The sequence below is a fragment of the [Mycobacterium] manitobense genome (assembly GCF_025821665.1).
GTDB lineage: Bacteria > Actinomycetota > Actinomycetes > Mycobacteriales > Mycobacteriaceae > Mycobacterium > Mycobacterium arseniciresistens.
The window spans coordinates 1-25006 of sequence record NZ_JACKSJ010000079.1 but is presented as its reverse complement, the minus strand read 5'-3'; the positions used below and the strand labels follow the sequence as shown (position 1 = coordinate 25006).

General features: G+C 69.3%; 20 protein-coding genes and 1 tRNA gene. 10 read left to right on the top strand and 11 right to left on the bottom strand.

Going from position 1 to position 25006, the window contains the following annotated elements:
• Window positions 1-9 precede the first annotated feature (9 nt).
• Window positions 10-1740 (top strand): HNH endonuclease signature motif containing protein, encoded by a 1731-nt coding sequence (locus H7I41_RS10380; protein WP_264012493.1) that lies wholly within the window; start codon window positions 10-12, stop codon window positions 1738-1740.
• A gap of 285 nt (window positions 1741-2025) precedes the next feature.
• Window positions 2026-4575: a cadherin-like domain-containing protein gene (locus tag H7I41_RS10375; RefSeq protein ID WP_264012492.1), complete on the top strand. Its 2550-nt coding sequence runs from the start codon at window positions 2026-2028 to the stop codon at window positions 4573-4575.
• Here H7I41_RS10375 and H7I41_RS10370 read toward each other — a convergent pair.
• Together H7I41_RS10370 and H7I41_RS10365 are read right to left on the bottom strand one after the other, a co-directional pair.
• A complete protein-coding gene (locus H7I41_RS10370; RefSeq protein WP_264012491.1) occupies window positions 4572-5234 on the bottom strand; it encodes a response regulator in 663 nt (220 codons plus the stop codon). The genes H7I41_RS10375 and H7I41_RS10370 overlap by 4 nt on opposite strands.
• Window positions 5227-6891 (bottom strand): sensor histidine kinase, encoded by a 1665-nt coding sequence (locus H7I41_RS10365; protein ID WP_264012490.1) that lies wholly within the window; start codon window positions 6889-6891, stop codon window positions 5227-5229. The genes H7I41_RS10370 and H7I41_RS10365 overlap by 8 nt, the downstream gene beginning before the upstream one ends.
• A gap of 55 nt (window positions 6892-6946) precedes the next feature.
• Between H7I41_RS10365 and H7I41_RS10360 the strand changes: the two genes are divergently transcribed.
• Genes H7I41_RS10360 through H7I41_RS10345 form a run of 4 tightly spaced genes read left to right on the top strand, consistent with a single transcriptional unit; the run spans window position 6947 to window position 10480 of the window.
• Window positions 6947-7936 (top strand): Bug family tripartite tricarboxylate transporter substrate binding protein, encoded by a 990-nt coding sequence (locus tag H7I41_RS10360; RefSeq protein WP_264012489.1) that lies wholly within the window; start codon window positions 6947-6949, stop codon window positions 7934-7936.
• Window positions 7933-8487: a tripartite tricarboxylate transporter TctB family protein gene (locus H7I41_RS10355; RefSeq protein ID WP_372503722.1), complete on the top strand. Its 555-nt coding sequence runs from the start codon at window positions 7933-7935 to the stop codon at window positions 8485-8487. The genes H7I41_RS10360 and H7I41_RS10355 overlap by 4 nt, the downstream gene beginning before the upstream one ends.
• On the top strand, window positions 8488-10029 hold the full coding sequence (locus H7I41_RS10350; RefSeq protein ID WP_264012488.1) for a tripartite tricarboxylate transporter permease: 1542 nt from the start codon (window positions 8488-8490) through the stop codon (window positions 10027-10029).
• Between the two features lie 58 nt (window positions 10030-10087).
• A complete protein-coding gene (locus H7I41_RS10345; protein WP_264012487.1) occupies window positions 10088-10480 on the top strand; it encodes a universal stress protein in 393 nt (130 codons plus the stop codon).
• Window positions 10481-10484: 4 nt separating this feature from the next.
• Here H7I41_RS10345 and H7I41_RS10340 read toward each other — a convergent pair whose 3' ends face one another.
• The 5 genes from H7I41_RS10340 to H7I41_RS10320 all read right to left on the bottom strand — a co-directional run bounded on the left by H7I41_RS10340 (window position 10485) and on the right by H7I41_RS10320 (window position 15241).
• The gene (locus H7I41_RS10340; protein ID WP_264012486.1) at window positions 10485-11174 is read right to left on the bottom strand and encodes a sensor domain-containing protein; all 690 of its coding nucleotides are present in this window, start codon (window positions 11172-11174) and stop codon (window positions 10485-10487) included.
• Window positions 11175-11302: 128 nt separating this feature from the next.
• Window positions 11303-11938 carry an NADPH-dependent F420 reductase gene (locus tag H7I41_RS10335; protein ID WP_264012485.1) on the bottom strand — a complete coding sequence of 212 codons (636 nt, stop codon included), beginning with the start codon at window positions 11936-11938 and terminating at the stop codon, window positions 11303-11305.
• A gap of 77 nt (window positions 11939-12015) precedes the next feature.
• Window positions 12016-12318 carry a Rieske (2Fe-2S) protein gene (locus tag H7I41_RS10330; RefSeq protein WP_264012484.1) on the bottom strand — a complete coding sequence of 101 codons (303 nt, stop codon included), beginning with the start codon at window positions 12316-12318 and terminating at the stop codon, window positions 12016-12018.
• A gap of 92 nt (window positions 12319-12410) precedes the next feature.
• Complete coding sequence (nirB, locus tag H7I41_RS10325) at window positions 12411-14888, bottom strand: nitrite reductase large subunit NirB (protein ID WP_264012483.1); 2478 nt, start codon at window positions 14886-14888, stop codon at window positions 12411-12413.
• A complete protein-coding gene (locus tag H7I41_RS10320) occupies window positions 14888-15241 on the bottom strand; it encodes a molybdopterin oxidoreductase (protein WP_264012482.1) in 354 nt (117 codons plus the stop codon). Before H7I41_RS10320 ends, nirB begins: the two co-directional genes overlap by 1 nt.
• Window positions 15242-15402: 161 nt before the next feature.
• Here H7I41_RS10320 and H7I41_RS10315 point away from each other — a divergent pair, with 161 nt between their 5' ends.
• Together H7I41_RS10315 and H7I41_RS10310 are read left to right on the top strand one after the other, a co-directional pair.
• Window positions 15403-16812: a nitrate/nitrite transporter gene (locus tag H7I41_RS10315; protein ID WP_264012481.1), complete on the top strand. Its 1410-nt coding sequence runs from the start codon at window positions 15403-15405 to the stop codon at window positions 16810-16812.
• A 110-nt stretch (window positions 16813-16922) separates the two neighbouring features.
• On the top strand, window positions 16923-20954 hold the full coding sequence (locus H7I41_RS10310; RefSeq protein ID WP_264012480.1) for a bifunctional nitrate reductase/sulfite reductase flavoprotein subunit alpha: 4032 nt from the start codon (window positions 16923-16925) through the stop codon (window positions 20952-20954).
• Between the two features lie 6 nt (window positions 20955-20960).
• On the opposite strand, the gene H7I41_RS10305 is transcribed toward H7I41_RS10310, so the two are convergent.
• Window positions 20961-21049: transfer RNA gene (locus H7I41_RS10305), tRNA-Leu, on the bottom strand.
• A gap of 72 nt (window positions 21050-21121) precedes the next feature.
• Here H7I41_RS10305 and H7I41_RS10300 point away from each other — a divergent pair.
• Complete coding sequence (locus H7I41_RS10300) at window positions 21122-22465, top strand: M20/M25/M40 family metallo-hydrolase (protein WP_264012479.1); 1344 nt, start codon at window positions 21122-21124, stop codon at window positions 22463-22465.
• Window positions 22466-22503: 38 nt separating this feature from the next.
• The gene (locus H7I41_RS10295; RefSeq protein WP_264012478.1) at window positions 22504-23040 is read left to right on the top strand and encodes a YbhB/YbcL family Raf kinase inhibitor-like protein; all 537 of its coding nucleotides are present in this window, start codon (window positions 22504-22506) and stop codon (window positions 23038-23040) included.
• Window positions 23041-23042: 2 nt separating this feature from the next.
• Here the strand turns inward: H7I41_RS10295 and H7I41_RS10290 are convergent, their stop codons facing one another.
• The 3 genes from H7I41_RS10290 to H7I41_RS10280 all read right to left on the bottom strand — a co-directional run.
• On the bottom strand, window positions 23043-24104 hold the full coding sequence (locus tag H7I41_RS10290) for a quinone-dependent dihydroorotate dehydrogenase (protein WP_264012515.1): 1062 nt from the start codon (window positions 24102-24104) through the stop codon (window positions 23043-23045).
• Between the two features lie 7 nt (window positions 24105-24111).
• Window positions 24112-24348 carry a DUF5703 family protein gene (locus H7I41_RS10285; protein ID WP_264012514.1) on the bottom strand — a complete coding sequence of 79 codons (237 nt, stop codon included), beginning with the start codon at window positions 24346-24348 and terminating at the stop codon, window positions 24112-24114.
• A 5-nt stretch (window positions 24349-24353) separates the two neighbouring features.
• Window positions 24354-25006, bottom strand: a 653-nt coding sequence (locus H7I41_RS10280; protein ID WP_372503721.1) for a YncE family protein, incomplete at its 5' end; no start/stop codon positions are given.

Here is a 25006-nt window from a genome sequence, read left to right as displayed (position 1 = left end):
CTCGAACACATGTTCGAGTCGGCGTCGACGGGTGAGGTGGTCGCGGTGATCACCGATGCCTATCGGGAGGAGTCGAGGCTGGTGGGGCGGCGGTTGGCGGCGATCGCGGAGCTGCTGAGCCGGCGCACCTGGGAGGCTGAAGCCGAGGACCCGGACTGCGGCTACATGATCGTCACCGGGCTGCAGCGCACCAGTGCGGAGGTGGCCGCGGCGATGAATCTGTCGGCGGCGGCGGCCAGTGTGATGGTGTCGCAGGCCGATGCGTTGGACAGCCGGCTGCCGAAGGTGGCCGCGGTGCTGGCTCGCGGTGACATCGACTGGCGCACCGTGCAGATCATCGTGTCGCGCAGTGAGCTGGTCAGTGATCGCAGGATCATCGCGGCCCTGGATTCGCAGTTGGCCGAGCGGGTGTCGCGGTGGCAGTCCTGGTCGCGTAAGCGGGTGATCGATGCGGTGGACGCCGCGGTGCGCACATTGGATCGCGATGCGGTCAAGGAGCGGGAGCGCGCCGAAGACCGCCGGCACATGGACGTGATCGCGGTGGGTGACGGTACGGCCAAGGTCGACGGTGTGGTGGACGCCGAGACTGCGGTGATCTTCGACCGGACGTTGGGCGAGCTCGCGACCGGGGTGTGCCGCGAGGATCCGCGGACCCTCGCTCAGCGCCGCGCGGACGCGGTGGCCGCGATGGCGCAGGGACGGCCACTGGCCTGCCGGTGTGCGGCGTGTGCCCCCCGCCCGGTGACACCCGCTGCGGGTGAGCCGGCTCCCGCGCCGGCCGACGACACAGGTGACAAGACCACCGCCGACAACGCGGCTGACACGAGGGACGTCCAGACCGCCGCTGACACCGGGGAGGTCGAGGCGTGTGCCGCGCCCTCGGCGCCCTCGCCGCCTCCACCCCCGCCGCCCGCGCCGTCGGGCAAGTTCGTGATCAACGTGATCGCCGATCAATCCACTGTGGTGGGTACCGGTAACCGGCCGGGCTATCTGGAGGGTTTCGGGGTGATCGACGCCGATCTGGTGCGCCAATTGGCTCAGGGAGCGACGCTGCGGCCGCTGAACCCGCCGGTCGTCACCGCCGAGCAGGCGTTGCGGTACCAGCCGACCGCGGCGGTGGAACGCTTCGTGCGGATGCGGGACCTGACTTGTCGCTTCCCCGGCTGTGACCGGCCCGCCCAACGCTGCGACATCGACCACACCATTGCGTTCAACCATGTCGACCCGCGGGCGGGCGGCAAGACCGTGCCCGAGAACCTCAAATGCCTGTGCCGTCAACATCATCGAGCCAAGACGTTCGTGCAGGGATGGCGTGACCTGCAGTTGCCCGACGGCACGGTGGTGTGGACGACTCCCGACGGGCGCCAGCTGCGCACCGTGCCCGGGGGCGTCGAGTTGTTCCCCGCACTGGCCGGTCGTCCGTGCGCGGCACCCGCACCCGCGCGCTGTAACCCCTTACGTAGACGCGCAACCCGCATCGAGCGCCGCCGCGCCAAGAACCGCGCACTGCGCCCGATCAATCAAGCCCACCGCACCCTGGAGCGGGCCCGCCGCCGCGAGATCGAAGCCCGCAAGGACCGCAACCGCCACCGCACCATGCTGATGCTGTTCAAAGGCGGCCGACCCACCAAAGGCCCGTTCATGCGCTGGGTCAACGAACCCTACGAATCGGAAGTGCTGCCACCGGACTGGCGACCCCCGCCCGACCCACCACCGCAACCCGACGAACCGCCGTTCTGACTATCTGCCAGAGCGGTAGCGGCCGTCGAGGAGCGAGTTTGCTCGGTGATGGGATCGCGTCGTACCGGCCAAGTCGCGGCGTTTCGCTGCGCTGCCATCGACTCCATGCCACGCCCAACTGATGAGCGGCGCCACACTTCGCCAAGATCACTTACATGCAAAGGAGATCAACCGTGGCCGGTCATTGCTACTGAGGAATCAGCAAGCATAGAATGCGGCCACAGATAAGCGGCTGAGCACCTCGTGACGGGGACCTGTGCGCGGCGGGGATATGGGGACTTTTTCATGGGGCAGCACAGCGCGGTCAATGCCGCGACTCACCGGACGATCTTCACCGGGCAGGCGGCGGGGGCCGCGAACTACGTAGGTCGTGTCGGTGCGCTCGCGGTGGCGTTGGGGATCGGTGCCGCAGCGGCCGGAGGCGGAGTCGCGAGTGCCGACGACTCCACCGGAACCGATTCTCAAAGCAGCAGCGGCGCCAAACAAGCTGCGGCTGACGACAAGTCAACCGATGAGTCCGCTGACGGCGCCAAGGCGGGCCGGGCATCCGACGGCGTGAAGCTGACCAAGCCCCGCTCTCCGAGGCTGCCGAGGTTGCAGCAGAGCGATGGTGGGCGCGGTACCGCCGCCGCACGCCGGGCCGCTCGGTCCGACGACACGAAAATCAGCACCGCGACGGCGGACCGGACCGGCAGCGCCGACGGGGCCACGAAGAGTGAGCAGGCCGCAGAAGCGGGGGAGCGCGCGCCGTTCTCCGAACGACTCTCCGCGGCGATTCGCGCTCTGGTGCCCGCTGAGATCTCCAGACCGGCCGATCCCTTCGACGGCTCCAGCCCGACCTCCGGGGGAGACGACACGAAGGTCGACTCACGGACCCGTGCGCCCGCCCGGCCTCAGAACACCCGCACGCTGTCCGACCGGGTCCGCACCGTGGTCCAGGACAGTGCCACTGCCGAGCAGGCCGGCAGAACTCCCGTCGACGCGCCCACGGCCCCCGGCCCTGCCGCATCCGTCTCTGCCGCAGGCCTGACCGTGCAACGCGTCGTCACCGAATCGGTCGCTTTCACAACCGAAATCACGACACCTCGCTCCGTTGCGCCGCCGGCGCGGCAGGTCGCCACGGCGGTCTCGAGCCTGCTCGCCGCGGTCGGCCTCACCTCTCCTGCCGGCGCACGCACCGGCGACCTACCGGCAGCGCCGAACCTGGCGATGCTGGGCGTGCTGCAGATGCTGCGCCGCGAGACCGAGAACGCGCTGCTGACGAACGCATCCACGGTCGCGCCGAACACCGTGGCACCGCGAAGCCTCGTCACCGCAGCCGCCGCGACCACAGTGGTGACACCCCAACCCGGTGACTACGTCCCGACCGCCCACGGGAACATCGGCACCTGGATGCTGAAGTCCAACGGGCAGATCGCCAACTATGGCGGAGCGACCGACGGTGGCCGGCCACTGCTGGAGCCCGTCAACGTCATCATCATCGACGACACGTCCACCACCCCCCAGGAGTCCACCCGCAGACTCAACCGGGCGCTGGCCGTCTCCGGCTACCCGGTCGAGACCCCGCACAGCACCGGCTACAAGGGCCTCATCAGCGGGCAGACCTACGGGCAGCAGCCCAGCGGGTTCCTGCAGGCCTACGGAAACGGTGGGTCCCCGAACGTCCACGGCCGGATGTTCGGACCCGCCCCCGACGCCGACGGCCAAGGCTATGTCTGGACCGGCGCGTTCAGCACCCAGGGCACCACGCACGGCTACCTGTCCTTCGACTCGGCACGTGACGATCTCGCGCAGTCGCTCATCGACAGCGGCGCCGCGGAGCAGGTCGACGTCGTCGACATGGGCAACGGCGGGATCACCGGCGACCACGACGGCACGGCCATCGTCCTCCGGTTGAAGGACACGCTGCCCAACACCGCACCCGTCGCCACCGTGACGAAGAACGCACCGAGCACGACGACCGGCACGGTCACGGGCAAGGTGACGGCGGTCGACGCCGAGAAGGACAAGTTCACCTACGCGGGCTCGACCACCGACCAGGGCACCGTCACGGTGACGTCGACGGGGTCGTGGACGTACACGCCCACTGCCGCCGCCCGCCACGCCGCCGCCAAGACCGGCGCACCGGATGCCGCCAAGACCGACACCTTCACCATCACCGTCACCGACGAGTACGGCGGCGTGGATGTCGAACAGGTCACCGTGAACATCGTTCCGAAGAACACTGCGCCGTCGTCGGTCAGGGCCACCGTGAACAAGGCGGACCCGGTGGGCGGAACGGCCACCGGCAAGGTCGCGGTCACCGACGCCGACGGCGACACGATCACCTACACCGCAAGCCAGCCCGCGAACGGGTCGGTGGTCTTCGCCCCGGACGGGACATTCGTCTACACCCCGACCGACGCCGCGCGGGAGCGGGCGCGGGCCACCTCGATCACCGACACCGACAAGTTCACCGTAACCGTCGACGACGGACACGGCGGCATCAAGACGGTCACCGTGACCACGGCGATCGCTCCGAGGGACTCGGCCCCGATCGCGAACGAACCGACCATCGGTGCTCCCGCAACGGGCACCGGCGCCATCAAGGGATCGGTCACGGCCTCGGACCCCGACGGCGACACCTTCACCTTCTCCGGACCCACCAGGACCACCTACGGCACCGTGTACGTGACGAGGAGTGGCACCTGGACCTACACGCCGTCGGCGGCCGGACGCCGTGCCGCCGCGACGACGCCAGGGTTGACCGACACCTTCGAGGTCACGGTGACCGACAAGTACGGGGCCGCTACCAAGGTCCCGATCACGGTGTCGGTTCTGCCGACCGCCGTCTAGCCGCGGGCGCGGTAGCGGCGCTCCGGTCGGCCGACGCCGTACTGCAGCCGGAGTTCGAGTGCGCCGGTGCTCAGGTAGTGCTCGAGGTACCGGCGCGCGCTGACCCGCGAGATCCCGATCAGCTCGGCACATTCGGCCGCCGACACCTCACCGGCGTCGCGGACGGCGTCGAGCACCAGCCTGCCGGTCTCGACGCCCAGCCCCTTGGGCAGTGCCTCGGCCGAGGTCGCCGGCCGGCCGAAGAGCGCGTCGATCAGCGACTGGTCGGCGCCGCGGTCGGATTCGAGGGCATCGGCCCGTGCGGCGAACGCCTCGAGCTTGGCCCGCAGCTGCGCGAACTCGAACGGCTTGATCAGGTAGTCGGCGGCCCCGCCGTCCAATGCGCCACTGACAGTGTCCAGTTCGCGCGCGGCGGTGATCATGATGACGCCCACCCGGTCACCTGCCGAGCGCAACTGGTGCAGCACCTCCAGCCCCGTCATGTCGGGCAGGTACACGTCGAGCAGGATCAGGTGCGGTCTCAGGTCGCGTGCGGCGACGAGCGCCTCGCCTCCCGTGCGCGCAACGCCGACGGCCCGGAATCCGTCCACCCGGTCGACGAACCGGCGGTGGATGTCGGCCACCATGAAGTCGTCGTCGACCACCAGCACGTCACGCACGGGCCAGCACCCCCGGCAGCCTGGCGACGAACGTCGCCCCGCCGCCCGGCCGATCGGTCACCTCGACACTGCCGCCGTGCTGCGCGGTCACCAGCCGCACCAGCGCCAGGCCGATGCCGCGACCACCGGGCACATCCGATTTCGACGTCACGCCGCGAGCGAAGATCGCCTCCCGGAGATGTTCGGGTACACCGGGACCCGAATCCGACACCGACACCTCCAGCCCGGTGGAGTCTGCGATCGCCACCACCACCCGCGCCACACCCGAACCCACCGACACGTCCACTGCGTTGTCGATGAGGTTGCCCAACAACGTGATCACGTCGGTGGCCAACGCCGGGTCGAGCGCGCCGAGGTGCGAGTCCGGGTCGATGTGCAACGCCACTCCGCTCTCGGCGGCCAGCGTGGTCTTGGCGATCAGCAGCGCCGCCACCGCCGGATCGGAGATGCGCCGGGTCACCGCGTCGCTGATCTCGGCGCGCCTGCGGGTGAGGTCGCCGACCAGGTCGCGCACGGCGTCGTATTCACCGAGCTGAACCAGGCCGGAGATGGTGTGCAACTGGTTGGCGAACTCGTGGGTCTGGGCCCTCAAGGTGTCGGTCACGCTCTTGTGCGACGACAGCTGTGCCTGCAGTGCGGCCAGTTCGGTGCTGTCGCGCATCGTGGTCACCGTACCGATCCGCCGGCCGGCACTGGTGGTCGCGCGCCGGTTCAGGGCCAGCACCCGGGTCCGGGTGGCGATCACCACGTCACGGCGATCCTCGCCGGAGAGCAGGAACTCCACCACCGCCGGATCCAGCCCCACCTCGTCCACGCGGCGACCGACCGCCGTGCCCGCCACGCCGAGCAGTTCCTGTGCGCTGTCGTTCAGCAGCGTGATGCCGCCCTCGTTGTTGACCGCCACCACGCCCTCACGGATGCTGTGCAGCAACGCTTCCCGATGGTCGGCCAGCCCGGCGATCTCGGCGACCTCGAGGCCGCCGGTGTGCCGTTTGATACGCCGCGACAGCAGCCACGACGCGAGCATGCCCAACGCCGCGCCGATACCGAGGTAGAACAACAGCCGTTCGCCGGCTCCGCTCACCAGCCCCCACACCGACGGGTAGGGCTCACTCACCGATGCGATCGCCAGCACCTCACCGCTGCTGGACAGCAGCGGTACCTGACCGATGAGGTTGTGCACCCCGTCGATGTCACCGTCGCCGAACCACGCCCGTCCCTCGTCGGCCCGGGTCAGCCCGAGATCTGTCTGGCGGCCCACCCGGGACGGGTCAGATGACGCCCGCACCACCCCGGCCGGGTCGATGATCTCGGCCAGCCCGGCGCCCGACAGCGCGACGGCGCGGTCGACCTCCGGCGCGAGGGTCTGTGCGGCCGCGGGATCGTCGTAGCGGTCGCGCACCACCGGTGTCGACGCCACGTTCTCGGCCACGGCGATCAACCGCTGCCCCCGCACGTCGCGGAACTCCCGCGTCGACTCCGCTACGGAGAAGCCGGCCACCGCCAGCAGCACCACCGCGACCACCAGCAGCTGGAATGCCAGGAACTGTCCGGCGAGGCTGCGCCCGGACAGCGCCCGGATGACCGGCGCCCACCGCGAGTGGTCCGTGTTCTTAATGACCAAATCTTCCTTTGCGTTCGAATCAGTGACGCACATCACTGACGGGGTCCAGTATTGCTGAGCATCACACCGCTGCCGATTGGGGACGACTGTGCAGAGAATCCTGGCCGCACTACCGAGGGCGCTGGGCCTCGCGCTCACCGCGCTCCTGGTGCTGACGGCCTGTGGCGTCACGCGCGGCGACGGGAACGAGGAGTTCCACCGGCTCCGGATGATGGTCCCCAACAGCCCCGGCGGCGGCTATGACCTGACCGCGCGCACCGCGGTGAAGATCATGGAGGACGACGACATCACCGGGCGCATCGAGGTGTTCAACGTGATCGGCGCCGGCGGCACCGTCGCGATGGCCCGGCTGATGAACGAGAAGGGCAACAACGACCTCATGATGACCATGGGGCTCGGTGTCGTCGGCGCCACGTACACCAACGGCTCGAAGATCAAGGCGTCCGACGCGACGGCGCTGGCCAAGCTGATCGAGGACCCCGGCGCGATCTTCGTGCCCGCCGATTCGCCGTTCAAGACGATCCAGGACTTCGTCGCGGCATGGAAGAAGGATCCGTCGAAGGTCACCATCGGCGGCGGATCCTCGCCGGGCGGACCGGATCACCTGTTCCCGATGGAGACCGCCGAGGCCGTCGGCGTCGACCCCAAGTCGGTCAACTTCGTGACCTACGACGGCGGCGGTGACCTACTGACGGCGCTGCTGGGCAACAAGATCACCGCGGGCACGTCGAGCCCGGGTGAGCTCATCGACCAGATCGAGGCCGGCCAGTTGCGGGTGCTCGCGGTGTCGAGCGACGAGCGCGTCGAAGGCATCGACGCACCGACACTCAAGGAGTCCGGCATCGACCTGACCTTCGCCAACTGGCGCGGAGTCCTTGCTCCGCCAGGCATTTCCGACGATGCCAAGCAGAAGATGATCAAGGTGCTCGAGGAGTTGCACGCCTCACAGGGCTGGAAGGACGCCCTGGTGAAGAACGGCTGGACCGACGCGTTCGTGACCGGGCCTGCGTTCGAGCAGTTCCTCGTGGACCAGGACAACCGGGTCTCCTCGACCCTGACCGAACTGGGGCTGCTGTGACCACCACCGAGAGGCCGGAACCGCCGGCCCAGGAACCACCGGACCGGGAACCGGTCCTCGACGAGAAGCGGATCGACAAGGCGCAGTACCTCGTCTGCGCGGTGCTCGTCGCGGTGGGCGCCTTCCTCATCTACGGCGCGCTGGCGCTGGAGCCCGGATTCGCCAAGGTCGACCCGGTCGGCCCCAAGGCCTTCCCGATGGTCATCGGCATCGTGCTGATCGTGCTCGCCGTCATCCTCGCGGTGGCGATACCGCGCGGATCGGTCGGTGAGGCCGATGCCGGTGAGGACGTCGACCCGGACGCGCCCAGCGACTGGCGCACCGTCGGGATGCTCGTCGGCGTGTTCGTCGCCGTCATCCTGCTGGTCGAACCGCTCGGCTGGGTGATCACCAGCACGCTGCTGTTCGCCGGTGCGGCAACGATTCTCGGCAACCGGCACTACGTGCGCAATCTCGCCATCGGGGTGGTGCTCGCGCTCGTGAGCTTCTACGCCTTCTATTCCGGGCTCGGGATCCCGCTGCCCGCAGGCATTCTGGACGGGATCCTGTAGATGAACAACTTCGACTGGCTGCTCCAGGGATTCGCCGAGGCGGCGACCCCGATGAACCTGCTGTACGCGGTCATCGGCGTGCTGCTGGGCACCGCGGTGGGCGTGCTGCCCGGCATCGGGCCCGCGATGACGGTCGCGCTGCTGCTTCCCGTCACCTACAACGTCAGCCCCAGCGCGGCGTTCATCATGTTCGCCGGCATCTTCTACGGCGGCATGTACGGCGGTTCCACCACCTCGATCCTGCTGAACACCCCGGGCGAATCGTCCTCGGTGATCACCGCGATCGAGGGCAACAAGATGGCCAAGGCGGGGCGCGCCGCACAGGCCCTGGCGACCGCGGCCATCGGGTCGTTCGTCGCGGGCGCGATCGGCACCGCCCTGCTGGCGACCTTCGCACCGCCGATCTCGCGGTTCGCGGTGTCGCTGGGGGCCCCGTCCTATCTGGCCATCATGATCTTCGCGCTCGTCGCGGTCACCGCGGTGCTCGGCGCCTCCAAACTGCGCGGCGCCATCTCGCTGTTCCTGGGTCTCGGGATCGGCGTGGTCGGCATCGACTTCCTCACCGGCCAGCCGCGCGCGACGTTCGGGCTGCCACAGCTCTCCGACGGCATCGACATCGTCGTCATCGCGGTGGCCATCTTCGCGGTCGGCGAGGCGCTGTGGGTCGCCGCACACCTCCGGCGCCGCCCCGCCGAGGTGATCCCGGTGGGCCGTCCCTGGATGGGACGTGACGACTTCCGGCGGTCGTGGAAGCCGTGGCTGCGCGGCACCGCCTACGGATTCCCATTCGGCGCACTGCCCGCCGGCGGCGCCGAGCTGCCGACGTTCCTGTCCTACATCACCGAGAAGCGGCTCTCGAATCACAAGGAGGAGTTCGGCAAGGGCGCCATCGAAGGTGTCGCCGGGCCGGAGGCCGCCAACAACGCCTCGGCCGCGGGCACGCTGGTGCCGATGCTGTCGCTCGGTCTGCCCACCAACGCCACCGCGGCCGTCATGCTGACCGCCTTCGTGTCGTACGGGATCCAGCCCGGCCCGACGCTCTTCGACAAGGAGCCGTTGCTGATCTGGACGCTGATCGCCAGCCTCTTCATCGGCAACCTGCTGCTGCTGCTGATCAACCTGCCGCTGGCGCCGCTGTGGGCGAAGCTGCTGCGCACACCCCGGCCCTACCTGTACGCCGGCATCCTGTTCTTCGCGACGCTCGGTGCGCTTGCGGTGAACGTGCAGCCGCTCGACCTGGCGCTGCTGCTGGTGTTCGGCCTGCTCGGCCTGATGATGCGGCGCTTCGGCCTGCCCGTGCTGCCGCTGATCATCGGGGTGATCCTCGGGCCGCGCGTGGAACGTCAACTCCGTCAGAGTCTTCAGCTCGGCGGCGGCGACTGGTCGAGCCTGTTCACCGAGCCGGTGGCGATCATCACCTACATCCTGATGGCGATCCTGCTCGTCATGCCGCTGATCCTGAAGTTGATGCACCGCAGTGAGGAGTCCCTGTTGATCGTCGAGGACGACGCGGACCAGAAGGCGAAGGCGGCCCAGTCATGACCGACGAGCGCTTGCGCGCGGGGGCACCTCCCGCCCGAAGGGCAGGGGGAGAGAATCAATGATCGTGGTTGGATACTCGGCCGACGAGTTCGGCCGCGCCGCACTCGAACACGGCATCACCGAGGCCAAGCGCCGAGACACCGGCCTGCTGGTGATCAACGCCACCTCCGGCGAGTCCTACGTCGACAAGCGCTTCGCCCAGGAGAGCGAGGTGCACGACGTCGAGGCGAGGCTGACCGACTGCGGGGTGCCGTTCGAGCTCAGCCAGCCCGTCGGTGTGGACGCCGCCGAGGAACTGGTCCGTGCGATGGACCGCGACGAGGCCGAACTGCTCGTCATCGGGCTCCGGCACCGCAACCCGGTGGGCAAGCTGCTGATGGGCAGTGTGGCGCAACGGGTCCTGCTGGAGTGCCCGAAGCCGGTGCTGGCGGTCAAGCCCGCGGAAGGCTGAGCCGTCACCACTGTGCCAGGACCTTGTCTCCGATCAGATCGGCGATCCTCACCGCCGAGTCCGCGGGGTCGGCGCTGCACGTGTTGACGTCGATGATGACGTTGTTGCGCAGGGCCAACGCCCGGCCGCACCCCCAACCCGGTGCGGCGGCTTCCTGCTGAACGACGTTGGTGCTCAGGATGTCGTCGTCGGTCCTGAGTTCTCCGACATCCCAGCGTGACCCGCTCTGGGTGTGCACGTAGTGGTGGCAGTTCGGCCACTGGTCGACCGATGTCTCGAAGAAGGCGGCGGCCTTCTCGAGGTAGGGGAACTGCACCACTGCCTGCTTGAGGTAGTGGGTGAAATCGTCACCGTTGTTGAGGCTCTGATCGCGTATGGCCTGGAAGTCGCTGCCCGCGTACACCAGCGCCTCCGCGGCGCCGTCGATGGCGAGACACTCCGCGGGTGCCATGATCGCGCTGTTGTCGGACATCGCGGTCTGAGATTCGGTGACCATCATGCCGGGCGATCCCATCGCGGCGGCCGCCTCCTCCGGTGTGAGAAGCAGTCCCGCCAACTCACGCTCGACGAGGGGACGCGGAATGGCGAAACGGGCGCTCGTCGGCGCGGCGGACGTGGCATTGCTCGTCGTGGTGCATCCGGCGACGAGCAGGCAGATGCCCAAGAGCACCGTGCATACCTTCGAATGACGCATACATGCATGGTGAGGCAGGGCAGGCGGCAACGAAGCGATGTGGACCGCGAGCCATGGTCACGATGCACCGCAAACCTGATAACGAAATCGTGTACCGTCTCCGCCCGGACAGCTGCCCGCGAGCCGGACTAGACGAGATCCATCTCGGCCGGCCCCGCGCCCCCGATGGCCTGCGAGATGAAGCTCTTGGTGGTCAACGGCCCGCCGAACTGCTGCAGCAGTCCGCCGCCGTCGTTGCGGCCCAGATCGAGCGCCTCGAATCCGAGGTCGGAGATCAGCTCGGCCACAGTGGCGTTCGCCTCCGGGTGGTTGCCGGACACGAACAGCACGCGGCGGCCGCCGTGGCCGTCGCCGGGTTCGCGCGCCAGCACCTTGGCCCAGGTGTGGCCGAAGGCCTTGACCACCCTGGCACCGGTGGCCCACTCCTCGACGACGTCGGACGACGCCCGCCCGCCGAGGTCGGCGGGGGAGAAGTCGCGGTAGTCGATGGCATTGGTGGCGTCGACGATGATGCGGTCCTGCCAATCCGGCACCGAGCCGACCAGTCCCTGCACCGCCTCGAACGGGACGGCGAGGATGACGACGTCGGCCGCCAGCGCGTCGGACACCTCGGACGGGATGACGTTCGGTCCGATCGCGTCCGCGACGCCGCGGACCGCCTCGATGCCGCGTGAGGCGGCCAGTCCGACGTCGGTGCCGGTACGGGCGAAATGCCCTGCGACGGCCGTGCCGATGTTTCCCGCTCCGATGATCGCGTAACTCATGACGTGCTCCTTCAGCCTGGCCGGATTGCGTGATATGTCACCGAACTGTGCCGGCCGGCCGGGTATTCCCGCGGGGATCAGAGCGTGATGCGGATGGTTCCGTCGACGGCCTCGACGGGGAAGCTGCGCACCGACATGTCGGCGCCGGCGGCCTCGCGCCCGTCGCAGAGATCGAAGGTGTGCCCGTGCAGCGGGCAGACCACGACGCGGTCGTCGGCGAGTCCGTCGGCCAGCGGTCCGCCGCGGTGCGGGCACACCGCGCCGATCGCCCGCAGCGTGCCGTCGCGCAGCCGGAACACCGCGATCTGCTCGCCGCGCACCGAGTACGTGCGTCCCTCGCCGACCGGTACCTCGTCCAGCGAGCCGATGTCGACGCTCATCGCAGTCCTCGGCTCTTCGCGCAAGCGCTCATCGCAGTCCTCGGCTCTTCACGCAAGCGCTCATCGCAGTCCTCGGCTCTTCGCGCAAGCGCTCATCGCACCGGCACCAGGGGAAGCGGCAGCAGCGGCAGCGACGGCCGGAACTGTCCTTCGGTCACCGGGTCCTGTCCGTCCCGCCACGGGTCGCGGTAGGCGTCCACCGACTTCTGCATCCTCTCGTCCAGTCCCGCCGCGATGCCCTCGGCGTCGTCCACCACCACCGCCCGCAGGTGCTCGATGCCCACCCTCGGCACGAACGCGTAGGTGCGCTCCAGCCAGTTCGCGTTCTCCCGGTAGTACTGCAGGAAGCGTCCGGTCAGGGTGATCACCGTCTGCGGGTCGTCGACGGTCGCCAGCAGGTCGCCCTTGCGGATGTGCGCACCCGCCGCCCCGCCGACGTAAATCTCCCACCGGCCGCCGTCCACCGCCACCACGCCGAGGTCCTTGCACAACGCCTCCGCGCAGTTGCGCGGGCATCCGGTGACGGCCAGTTTCATCTTCGCGGGGCTCGCCAGACCCTGGAAGCGCTCCTCGATCGCGATGCCCAGCGCCGTCGAGTCGCCCAGCCCGAAGCGGCAGAAGTCGCTGCCGACACAGGTTTTGACGGTCCGGAAGCTCTTGCCGTACGCGTAGCCCGACGGCATGTCGAGATCCGCCCACACCGCGGGCAGATCCTCCTTGCGTATCCCGAGCAGGTCGATGCGCTGGCCACCGGTCAGCTTGATCATCGGAATCGCGTACTTCTCCGCGACGTCGGCGATCGTGCGCAGCTGCGCGACGTCGGTCACGCCGCCCTTCATCTGCGGCACCACCGAGAACGTGCCGTCGCGCTGAATGTTGGCGTGCACCCGGTCGTTGATGAACCGGGCGTCGCGCTCGTCGACGTACTCGTCGGCCCACATCGTCTCCAGCAGCGACGCCAGCGCCATCTTCGACCCCGCGTCCTCGCGCCCGTCGGGCGCCAGCGCGGCGAACACCGAAGACACCGAATGGAGTTCGAGCTCGCGGATGTGGCGCATCAGCGTCGGCTTGTCGTAGGGCACCCCGGGCACGTACCACGACGCCGACGGGTCCTCACTGACCGCGCCGCCTGCCGCCCATTCGACGACCTGGCCCACCAGCTCCTTACACGAGCCGCAGCCCTTGCCCGCCTTCGTCTTCGCCATCACGCCCGAAACCGACGTCTCGCCGCCGCGGACACAGCCGACCAGCGCGCCCTTGCTGACCCCGTTGCAGTTGCAGATCTGGGCGTCGTCGGCGAGCTCGGCGACGCCCACCGCGACGTCGGGGGTGCCGATGTCGAACATCAGCGACACCCGCTCGTCGGGGAGCGGCAACCCGCTGTCGAAGGCCTGGGTGAGGAACGACACCTTGCTGACGTCGCCGAGAAGGGTGGCGCCCACCAGCTTCCCGTCCCGGATGACGATCGTCTTGTAGACCCCGTGCCGGGGCTCGGAGTACTGGACGAATTCGTCGTCGGGCTGCTCCGGCGCCTTGAGGCCCATCGACGCCACGTCGACGCCGGCCACCTTGAGCTTGGTCGCGGTGCGCGACCCGTGGTACGCCGCCGCCGGGTTCGACCCGGTCAGCTGGTCGGCCAGCACCCCGGCCTGCTCCCACAGCGGAGCCACCAGCCCGTACACCTGGCCGCGGTGCTGGGCGCACTCGCCGACGACGTAGATGTGCCCGTCGTCGACCGAGCGCATGTGATCGTCGACAACGATCGCGCGTTCGACGGTCAGCCCGGCCCGTTGCGCCAGGCCGACATTGGGCCGGATGCCCGCCGCGATCACCAGCATGTCGCAGTCGATGGTCGACCCGTCGGAGAACACGATCCCGGACAGTCTGGCGGAGTCGTCGGTGAGCACCTCGGTGGTGCGCTTCTCGGTGTGCACGGTGATGCCGAGTGCCTCCACCGACCGCCGAAGGATGGCGCCCGCCGTGACGTCGAGTTGCGCGTTCATCAGCACCGGGCCCGCATGCACGACATCCACTGCCAGACCACGGTTCTGCAGCCCGCGAGCGGCCTCGAGACCCAGTAGGCCGCCGCCGATCACCACGGCCCTGGTGCGGTGCTGCGCCTCGTCGATCATGCCCATGCAGTCGTCGAGGGTGCGGAACCCGAACACCCCGTCGGTCAGCGTCGTGTCGTCGGCCCACAGCCCCGCCATGGGTGGGAAGAACGACCGGCTGCCGGTGGCGAGCACCAGATCGTCGTAGTGCAACACGGTGCCGTCGTCGGCGTACACCAGGCGGGCGAACCGGTCGATGCGGACCACCCGCACCCCGGCCCGGAGTTCGATGCCGTTGTCGGCGTACCAGTCCAGCGCGTTGAGGTAGATCTCCCCGGCGTCGGCCTCGACGTCCTGGCTGCCCGCCAGCACGTTCGACAGCAGGATCCGGTTGTAGTTGCCGTACGGTTCGTCGCCGAAGACGGTGATGTCGAACATCTCACCGCCACCCCTGGCGAGGATCTCCTCGATGGCGCGCACGCCCGCCATGCCGTTGCCGACCACCACCAGCCTGCGCATCAGACCTCCACCAGTCCGAGGTCGACGACGACGGTGCCCGAACAGCCCGCAGGCGCGGCGACGAACAGTTCGAGCACGGTGTCACCGAGCAGGTCCTCGACCACCCGCAGCGCGACATGGGTGGCGCCCTTGGCGGCGATGGGGAAGTACCGCATCGGCGCACCATCGCGCATCAGCACCACGGTGACCATCTCGTCGCTGGAGTTGCCGCCGCGGAAGTACACCGGCTGGGTCACCGACCCGGCGGGCACCGTGTATCGCAGGGCTTCGTCGATCGGCGCGGGCTTGGTGAGGCCGTTGCCCTCGAACTCGAAGGCGCCCTGCATGAATCGGGGAATGCTGCCGTCGCTCATGCTCCATGACTAGGCGGCGATTGTTTCGTGGTGGTTTCGTCGCGGAGTCGGCCGTGGATCTCGTTGTGCACAGCAGCCCGCAGCGCGGGTGTGAGCGCGAGTTGACACAGCCGACACCGGGGGGCAACGGCCGCGGAACGGCCCGGCAGTAGACAGATGGCATGAGCCGCGACATCGCACACTGGGACGCCGAGGACGTCGAGGCGTGGAACTCGGGCGGGAACAAGATCGCCAAGCGCAACCTGATCTGGTCGATCTTCGCCGAGCATGTCGGCTTCTCGATCTGGTCGATCTGGTCGGTGATGGTGCTGTTCATGCCGCAGGACGTCTACGGCATCGACCCGGCGGGCAAGTTCTACCTGGTGGCGATGCCGACCCTGATCGGCGCCTTCATGCGCATCCCGTACACCATCGCGCCCGCCCGGTTCGGCGGCCGCAACTGGACGATCGTCAGTGCGCTGCTGCTGCTGATCCCGACGCTCATGACGTGGTACGTGATGAAGAATCCGGGCACGTCCTACACCACGTTCATGGTGGTGGCCGCGTTCGCGGGCTTCGGCGGCGGCAACTTCGCCTCGTCGATGACCAACATCAACGCCTTCTACCCGCAGCGGCTCAAGGGCTGGGCGCTGGGCCTGAACGCCGGCGGCGGCAACATCGGCGTCCCCGTGATCCAGCTGGTCGGACTGCTCGTGATCGCCACCGTCGGCAACACCGCTCCCGAAATCGTCTGTGCCACCTACCTCGTGCTGATCGCCGCGGCCGCGGTCGGCGCCGCGCTGTTCATGGACAACCTCGGCAACCAGCGGTCCAACCTCGGTGCGCTCGCCGAAGCGCTGCGCTACCAGCACTCCTGGGTGATGAGCTTCCTCTACATCGGCACGTTCGGGTCGTTCATCGGATTCTCGTTCGCCTTCGGGCAGGTGCTGCAGATCAACTACCTCGCCGGCGGCGACACCGCGGCGCAGGCCTCGCTGCACGCCGCGCAGATCTCGTTCATCGGGCCGCTTCTCGGCTCCATCTCGCGGCCGTTCGGCGGCAAGCTCGCCGACCGGATCGGCGGCGGACGGATCACGCTGTACACCTTCGTCGCGATGACGTTCGCCGCCGGGATCCTGGTGACCACCGGCATGATCGACGACGGCACGGCCGGCGCGCCGACCGGCGGGCAGATGGCGTGCTACGTGGCCGGCTTCATCATGCTGTTCATCCTGTCCGGGATCGGCAACGGTTCGACGTACAAGATGATCCCGTCGATCTTCGAGGCGAAGGCCCAGGGCCACGACGAGTGGAGCCCGGCGGAGAAGGCGGCCTGGTCGCGCAGCATGTCCGGTGCGCTGATCGGGTTCGCCGGAGCGGTCGGTGCCCTCGGCGGTGTGTTCATCAACATCGTGCTGCGCGCGTCCTACGTCGGCGACGCGAAGTCGGCCACCAACGCGTTCTGGGTGTTCATGGGCTTCTACGTGGTCTGCGCGATCGTGACCTGGGTCGTCTTCTTGCGGATGCAGACGGCCAAGGCGGGTGGCGGAGAACACATCGGCCGCGTTCCCGCCCCGGCATCGACGGGCTGACCAGCGCAGATGCGGCTCACCAAGGCCGCGTGACGGCGGTGAGCACCAGTTTTCCTCCCGATAACGTCACCGGAAACGAACCGGAACAGGACCCGCACACCATTGGGGTCATGGCGGTGACCAGGACGGCATGCTCGTACTGCGGCGTCGGCTGCGGCATCGAGGTGCAGACCGACGGTGACGCCGACCACCCGGTGATCGCCCGCGTGTCGGGGGACAAGCTGCACCCGACCAACGCGGGCCGGTTGTGCACCAAGGGCGCCACCCACGCCGAGATGATGCGGGCCGACGAGGGGCGGCTGAAGTCGGGGCTGCTGCGGCCGGGGCGCGACGACGAACCGGTGCCGGTGCCCGTGGACGACGCGATCGCCGAAGCCGGCCGGCGGTTGCGGGCCATCGTCGACAAGTACGGACCGGACGCGGTCGCACTGTACGTCTCCGGGCAGATGTCACTCGAATCCCAGTATCTGGCAACCAAACTCGCTAAGGGCTTCCTGCGAACCAAGTACCTGGAGTCGAACTCGCGGCTCTGCATGGCCAGCGCGGGCACCGGCTACAAGCAGTCCCTCGGCTCCGACGGCCCACCCGGGTCGTACACCGACTTCGACCTGACGAACCTGTTCTTCGTCATCGGGTCCAACATGGCCGACTGTCACCCGATCCTCTACCTGCGCATGGCCGACCGGCTCAAGGCGGGCGCCAAGCTGATCGTCGTCGATCCCCGGCGCACCACCACCGCCGAGAAAGCGGACCTGTTCCTGCAGATCAAGCCGGGCACCGACCTCGCGCTGCTCAACGGCCTGCTGCACCTGCTGGTGGAGAGCGGCGACATCGACGAGCAGTTCATCGCCGAGCACACCGAGGGCTGGGAGCAGATGCGCCCGTTCCTGGCGGACTATCCGCCCGCGCGGGTGTCGGAGATCACCGGGATCGGCGAGTCGGACCTCCGGTTGGCCGCCGCGATGATCGCCGAGGCCGGCGACTGGATGACCTGCTGGGCGGTGGGAATGAACCAGAGCACCCACGGCACCTGGAACACCAACGCGATCTGCAATCTGCACCTGGCGACCGGCGCGATCTGCCGCCCCGGCACCGGGCCGATGTCGCTGACCGGTCAGCCCAACGCCATGGGCGGGCGTGAGATGGGCTACATGGGCCCCGGCCTGCCCGGCCAGCGGTCGGTGGTCTCCGCCGACGACCGGGCGTTCGTCGAACAGAAGTGGGGTCTGCCGCCGGACACCATCCGCAGCGAGTTCGGGCCGGGCGCGGTCGACATGTTCGAACGGCTCGCCGCGGGCGAGATCAAGGCGTGCTGGATCATCTGCACCAATCCGGTGGCCACCATGCCGAACCGCAAGACCACGATCGCGGGACTCGAGGCCGCCGAACTGGTGATCACCCAGGACACCTACCGGGACAACGCGACCAACCGCTACGCCGACATCGTGCTGCCCGCCACGCTGTGGGCCGAATCGGACGCGGTGATGATCAACTCCGACCGCACGATGACGCTGCTGCAGCAGTCGATCCCGCCGGCCGGACAGGCCCGCCCGGACTGGCAGCTGATCTGCGACATCGCCGCCCAGCTCGGCTTCGGCGAGCACTTCGACTACCGCAGCAGTGCCGAGATCATCGACGAGATCACCGGATTCACCAATCTGCGGACGGGCTACGACCTGCGCGGCGTCAGCTACGACCGGCTCCGCCAGACACCGCTGCAGTGGCCGGTGCCGCCGCACGGGTTGCCCGGCGGCGACACCGACCGGCACCCGATCCGCTACCTCAACGACGGTGTCAGCCAGCACCTCCTCGTCGACGAGGACGGCGCCACGCCCCGGCTGGCGTTCGCGACGCCGTCCCGGCGGGCGGTGTTCTTCCCACGACCGCACGTCGACGCCGACGAACTGCCCGACACCGACTACCCGATCGTGCTGAACACCGGTCGGCTGCAACACCAGTGGCACACCATGACCAAGACCGGCAAGGTGGACAAGCTCAACAAGCTCAACAGTGGCCCGTTCGTCGAGATCCATCCCGTCGACGCGGTGGCCCTCGAGATCACCGACGGGACGTCGGTGGAACTCGCCTCCCGGCGCGGCCGTGCCGTGCTGCCCGCGGTGGTGACCGACCGGGTGCGACCCGGCAGCTGCTTCGTGCCGTTCCACTGGAACGACGAACACGGCGAGTACCTGACCATCAACGCCCTGACCAACGACGCCGTCGACCCCGAGTCGCTGCAACCGGAGTTCAAGGTGTGCGCGATCAGCATGCGCCCGGTGAAGCCGGTCGGCACCCCGGCCGGCCATCCGCTCGTCGCCGAACAGGGCATCGGGCGAACCCGCAAGCCGACCCTGACCGACGACGAGAAGCTCTACCTCGCCGCATTTCTCGGTGCGCTGGGTGATCACCCCAGCGGAGTTCCGGTGCTGCCCGCGCACGCCCCGGTGCGCGCCGACGTACGGCTGTGGATCGACGGTGTGCTGGCCGGGCGCTACTCCCGGGTCGGTGCCGCGCCCGCCGCGGCCGAGGCCGCACCCGCCGGGGGAGGACCGCTGGTGCTGTGGGCGTCGCAGACCGGCAACGCCGAGGAGGTGGCGGGCCGGGTCGCCGCGAAACTCGCTGCCGCGCAGCTACGCAACATGGACGACGTGGCGGTCACCGATCTCACGACGGCCCGCGACGTGCTGGTGGTCACCAGCACCTTCGGCGACGGCGGCCCGCCGGACAACGGCGCGGACTTCTGGAGCCGCCTGGAGTCGGCGCAGGCCCCCGCCCTCGACGGTGTCCGCTTCGCCGTGCTGGGGATCGGGGACCGGGCGTACGACGACTTCTGCGGGCATGCCCGCTCGCTGGACGACCGGCTGGCCGCGCTCGGCGCCACCAGGCTGCGCAGCCGCGCGGAATGCGAAGCGTACGACGAGGAACCGATGCAGAACTGGACCGAGGACGTCGTCGCCCTGCTCGGTGCTGGGTCCACACCGACCGGCGCGGCCCGCGGCGGCACCACGACGATCACCCGGCCTGCCACCGTCGCCGAGCCGTTCACCCGCGCCAAGCCCGTGCAGGCACCGCTGAGCCGCAACGTGGTGCTCAACGGCCCGTCCTCGGCGAAAGAGGTGCGGCTGTTCGGATTCGACATCTCGCAGTTCGGTGTCGGCTACGGCGTCGGAGATTCGCTCGGGGTGTTCGCCCGCAACGATCCCGCGGTGGTCGACGGGTGGTTGTCGGCCACCGGCCTGCGCGGGGAGCAGGTGGTCGAGGTGGACGGCGCCGAACAGCCTCTGCGCGACGCGCTGGCCACCTGTTACGACATCCGCAAGGTCACGCCAAACCTGCTGCGGTTCGTCGCCGAGAACAGCCGTGACGCGCGGCCGCTGCGGGCGCCGAAGGACAAGCTCGACAAGCGGCTCGCCACCCGCGACGGGCTGGACATCGTCCGCGAGTTCGCGGTGCACGCCGACCCGGCGCAGTGGCAGGAGGTGCTGGTCCGCCTGACGCCGCGCAACTACTCCATCTCGTCGAGCCCGTTGGTCAGCCCGAACGAGGTGCAGCTGACGGTGTCCGTGGTGCGCTACCACGGCACCGACGGCGGCCGCCGCGGCGGCGTGTGCTCGACATTCCTCGCCGACCGCGCCGCCGACGCGCCGGTGCCGGTGTTCCTGCAGCGCTCACCGCACTTCCGCCCGCCGGAGGATGCGGACACCCCGATGATCATGGTCGGCCCCGGCACCGGCATCGCACCGTTCCGGGGGTTCCTGCAGGAGCGCCGCGCGCTCGGCCACACCGGGCGCAACTGGCTGTTCTTCGGCGACCAGCACCGCGAGACCGACTTCTACTACCGCGACGACCTCGAGCACATGGTCAGCGACGGCTTCCTGGAGTTGGACCTGGCGTTCTCCCGGGACCAGAAGGACAGGGTGTACGTCCAGCACCGGATGCTCGAGCGCGGCGCCGAGGTGTGGCGGCGGCTGCAGGACGGTGCGCACTTCTACGTCTGCGGCGACGCCACGCGGATGGCGCGCGACGTCGACGATGCCCTGACCGCGATCATCCGCAAGCACGGCGGGATGACGAATGAACAGGCCCACGACTACAAGCGTGAGCTGGTGGCGTCGAAACGCTACGTCCGCGACGTGTACTGAGAGTTCTGGTGTCCGAGGGGGGACTTGAACCCCCACGCCCGTTAATAGGGCACTAGCACCTCAAGCTAGCGCGTCTGCCATTCCGCCACTCGGACCGTCAGTGAGCGACTAAGGCTAACGGATGGCGTGGCCCGGACCCAAACCCGAGGCCGGGCCGGGTGGTACGAATGGTGACTGTGACTTCAGCCCCGGACGCATCCCACGAGGTCGTCGAACTCGTCAGCGCGTTGATCCGGTTCGACACCTCCAACACCGGCGACCCCGCCACCACCAAGGGCGAGGAGGAATGCGCCCGCTGGGTGGGGCAGAAGCTCGAGGAGGTCGGCTACAAGACCGAGTACGTCGAGGCGGGCGCACCCGGCCGGGGCAATGTGTTCGCCCGGCTGCCCGGCGCCGACCGGTCGAGGGGCGCGCTGATGATCCACGGCCACCTCGACGTGGTGCCCGCCGAACCCGCGGACTGGAGCGTGCACCCGTTCTCCGGGGCGATCGAGGACGGCTACGTGTGGGGCCGCGGCGCGGTCGACATGAAGGACATGTGCGGCATGATGATCGCCGTCGCCCGGCACTTCAAGCGTGCGGGCATCGTGCCGCCCCGCGATCTGGTGTTCGCGTTCGTCTCCGACGAGGAGCACGGCGGCACCTACGGCGCCCAGTGGCTCATCCAGCACCGGCCCGATCTATTCGAGGGCGTCACCGAGGCCATCGGCGAGGTGGGCGGGTTCTCGCTGACCGTGCCGCGCCGCGACGGCGGTGAGCGCAGGCTCTACCTCATCGAGACCGCGGAGAAGGGCCTGTCGTGGATGCGGCTGTCGGCACGCGCGCGCGCAGGCCACGGCTCGATGGTGCACGACGACAACGCGGTCACGCTGATCGCCGAGGCGGTGGCGCGGCTGGGCCGCCACCGGTTCCCGCTGGTGCTCACCGACACCGTCGAGCAGTTCCTGAGCGCGGTCGCCGAGGAAACCGGGTACACGTTCGACGTGGACTCGCCGGATCTCGAGGGTTCGATCGCCAAACTGGGTGGAATCGCCCGGATCGTCGGCGCGACGCTGCGCGACACCGCCAATCCGACGATGCTCAAGGCCGGCTACAAGGCGAACGTCATCCCGGCGACCGCCGAGGCGGTGGTGGACTGCCGCGTGCTGCCCGGCCGCAAGGAGGCGTTCGAGCGGGAGGTCGACGAGCTGATCGGCCCGCACGTCACCCGCACCTGGGAGCGCGATCTCGACTCCTACGAGACGAGTTTCGACGGTGACCTGGTCGACGCGATGAATGCCGCGCTGCTCACCCTCGACCCGGACGCCCGCACGGTGCCGTACATGCTCTCCGGCGGTACCGACGCGAAAGCGTTCGCCAAGTTGGGGATTCGCTGCTTCGGCTTCGCGCCGTTGCGGCTGCCGCCGGATCTCGATTTCTCGGCGTTGTTCCACGGTGTCGACGAGCGGGTGCCCGTCGACGCGCTCGAATTCGGCGCCCGGGTGCTCGAACACTTCCTCGAGCACTGCTGAGCCGGGTTCCGTCCCGTTTCCGTCATCGAAAGGACATCATGGCCTTCCCGTACGACCCCTACGAGTTCCTGCCGAAGCTGCCCACCTTCACGCTGACCTCGGAGTCGGTGACCGACGGCGAACCGCTGTCCAACGATCAGGTCAGCGGCATCATGGGCGCAGGCGGCTCGGACGTCTCGCCGCAGCTGAGCTGGTCGGGCTTCCCTGAGGAGACCCGCAGCTTCGCCGTGACGATGTACGACCCCGACGCGCCGACCGGTTCGGGGTTCTGGCACTGGGCGGTGTTCAACCTGCCCGCGACCGTCACCGACCTCCCCGAAGGCGTCGGCGACGGCAGCAGCAAGGGCTTCCCCGGTGACGCGGTCACGCTGTCCAACGACGCCGGCCTGCAGCGGTTCATCGGTGCGGCACCGCCCCCCGGGCACGGCCCGCACCGGTACATCATCGCGGTGCACGCCGTGGACGTCGAAAAGCTCGAGGTGCCCGCCGAGGCCACGCCGGCCTACCTCGGTTTCAATCTCTTCTCCCACGCGATCGCCCGCGCCCTGATCACCGGAACCCACGAACAGAAGTGATGTCAGTCGGCCGCCGTGCCGACCGCCTCGGCCAGTGACGCGAACCCGCCGTCATGCAGGCGGCGGGCCAGGCCGTCGTGGATGTGCTTGGCCCACAGGCCGCCGCCGTAGATGAAGCCGGTGTAGCCCTGCAGAAGTGAGGCGCCCGCGGTGATGCGGTCCCACGCGTCGTCGGCGGTCTCGATGCCGCCGACGCTCACCAGCACCAGGCGGTCGCCGACGCGCCGGTACAGCCGGCGCAGCACCTCGGCCGAACGCTGCGCGACCGGCGGCCCGGACACGCCGCCTGCGCCCAGGTCGGTCGCGCCGGGAGTGTGCAGCTGCTCCCGCGACACCGTCGTGTTCGTCGCGACGATGCCCGCAAGGCCGAGTTCGACTGCGAGATCGGCGATCTGGTCGATGTCGCCGTCTTCGAGGTCGGGCGCGATCTTCACCAGCACCGGAGCCGTCGTCTGGGCACGGACCGCGGCGAGGATGGGCCGCAGCGAGTCGACCGCCTGCAGGTCGCGCAGCCCCGGGGTGTTGGGGGAGCTGACGTTGACGACGACGAACGCGGCCACCGGCCCGACGTGCCGGGCACTCTCGGTGTAGTCGGCGACGGCGTCCTCGGCCGCGGTGGCCTTCGTCTTGCCGATGTTGACGCCGACGGGGGCGGCGGGTCGCGCCCGCGCCAGCCGCTGCGCCAGCTCGGCCGCACCGGAGTTGTTGAAGCCCATCCGGTTGAGCAGTGCGCGGTCCTCGGGCAACCGGAACAGCCGCGGCTGCGGGTTGCCGGGTTGCGGGTGCGCGGTCACGGTGCCCACCTCGGCGTAGCCGAAGCCCAGCGCGGGCCAGGTGCGCACACCGCGGCCGTCCTTGTCGAAGCCGGCGGCCAGGCCGAGCGGGCCGGGGAACCGCACCCCGAACACCGTGGTGGCCAACACCGGGTCGCGCGGAGCGAGCCAGCGCGTCAGCGCGGCGCGCAACGGGGCCACCGCCGTGACGGCGCGCAGCAGGCCGAACACCCAGGTGTGCACGCGTTCGGCAGACACCGAGAACAGCAGCCGGCGGACTGCGCGGTAGATCACCCGGTCACTGTCCCGGCTGATCGGTGATGCCCGCGGTCTTCTTGCGGCGCAGCAACACCCGTCGGCTGCCGTCGGTGTAGGCCCGCACCCGGGTCAGTTCCCAGCCGCGGTATTCGGCTTCGATGGACAGCCGGATCGACGCGGTCAGCCGGGTGACGTCGGGTGGCAGCCGCAACGGCACCCACTCGTAGTCGTCGGAGAGGTCGCCCTCCCAGCCCTGCGGCATCCGGCCGCGGTGCATGGCACTCACGGCCCGCCCGCCGCCGCGTTCGCGATCACCTGGACACCGTCTCCCGCACCGGACACGACATACAGCGTGCCCGACGCGTCGTCGAAGGCCAGGGAGTCGGGTTGCCGCACGGTCCGATATCGCACCTTTTCCACCGGGATGCCAGTTGCCAGATCGTATCCAATGACCGTGTTGGTGGCAGTCTGCGACACCCAGGACAGCGTCGGTGAGGCGGCCAGCCCGTAGGGCGCCCCGCGCACCGGGTAGCGCTGGCGCAGGATCAGCGGGTCGGTGCCGAACACCAGCAGCCCGTCGCCGCGGGTGTCGGCCACCAGCACCCGCCCCGCCGGGTCGACGGCCATCGTGGTGGCGCCCTCACCGGCGCGCAGCGCGTGCCGGGCGTCGGTGCCGGACGCGTCGACGGTGGTCACCGACGTCTGCCCGCGGTCGAGGACCACCATGGTGTCGCCCTGTGCCGCAAGGGCGTCGACGCGGGCGAAGATCTTCAGTTCCGCGGCCACCGCGGCGGTGTCGCCGTCCGCGGGCGCCAGGGTGACCACCGCGCCGTCGGCGGTGCCGAGTGCCAGCCGGCCGTCGGCGCGGCGGCGGGCGCCAGGGTGACCACCGCGCCGTCGGCGGTGCCGAGTGCCAGCCGGCCGTCGGCGCGGCG

What these genes read in the sequence shown, in the direction of transcription:
- H7I41_RS10350 (WP_264012488.1), top strand. Translation starts at nt 8,488, where the DNA reads ATGAACAACTTCGACTGGCTGCTCCAGGGATTCGCCGAGGCGGCGACC.
- H7I41_RS10295 (WP_264012478.1), top strand. Translation starts at nt 22,504, where the DNA reads ATGGCCTTCCCGTACGACCCCTACGAGTTCCTGCCGAAGCTGCCCACC.
- H7I41_RS10285 (WP_264012514.1), bottom strand. Translation starts at nt 24,348, where the DNA reads ATGCACCGCGGCCGGATGCCGCAGGGCTGGGAGGGCGACCTCTCCGAC.
- H7I41_RS10340 (WP_264012486.1), bottom strand. Translation starts at nt 11,174, where the DNA reads ATGCGTCATTCGAAGGTATGCACGGTGCTCTTGGGCATCTGCCTGCTC.
- H7I41_RS10320 (WP_264012482.1), bottom strand. Translation starts at nt 15,241, where the DNA reads ATGAGCGACGGCAGCATTCCCCGATTCATGCAGGGCGCCTTCGAGTTC.
- nirB (WP_264012483.1), bottom strand. Translation starts at nt 14,888, where the DNA reads ATGCGCAGGCTGGTGGTGGTCGGCAACGGCATGGCGGGCGTGCGCGCC.
- H7I41_RS10365 (WP_264012490.1), bottom strand. Translation starts at nt 6,891, where the DNA reads ATGTGCGTCACTGATTCGAACGCAAAGGAAGATTTGGTCATTAAGAAC.
- H7I41_RS10375 (WP_264012492.1), top strand. Translation starts at nt 2,026, where the DNA reads ATGGGGCAGCACAGCGCGGTCAATGCCGCGACTCACCGGACGATCTTC.
- H7I41_RS10310 (WP_264012480.1), top strand. Translation starts at nt 16,923, where the DNA reads ATGGCGGTGACCAGGACGGCATGCTCGTACTGCGGCGTCGGCTGCGGC.
- H7I41_RS10330 (WP_264012484.1), bottom strand. Translation starts at nt 12,318, where the DNA reads ATGAGCGTCGACATCGGCTCGCTGGACGAGGTACCGGTCGGCGAGGGA.
- H7I41_RS10345 (WP_264012487.1), top strand. Translation starts at nt 10,088, where the DNA reads ATGATCGTGGTTGGATACTCGGCCGACGAGTTCGGCCGCGCCGCACTC.
- H7I41_RS10380 (WP_264012493.1), top strand. Translation starts at nt 10, where the DNA reads ATGTTCGAGTCGGCGTCGACGGGTGAGGTGGTCGCGGTGATCACCGAT.
- H7I41_RS10315 (WP_264012481.1), top strand. Translation starts at nt 15,403, where the DNA reads ATGAGCCGCGACATCGCACACTGGGACGCCGAGGACGTCGAGGCGTGG.
- H7I41_RS10300 (WP_264012479.1), top strand. Translation starts at nt 21,122, where the DNA reads ATGGTGACTGTGACTTCAGCCCCGGACGCATCCCACGAGGTCGTCGAA.
- H7I41_RS10335 (WP_264012485.1), bottom strand. Translation starts at nt 11,938, where the DNA reads ATGAGTTACGCGATCATCGGAGCGGGAAACATCGGCACGGCCGTCGCA.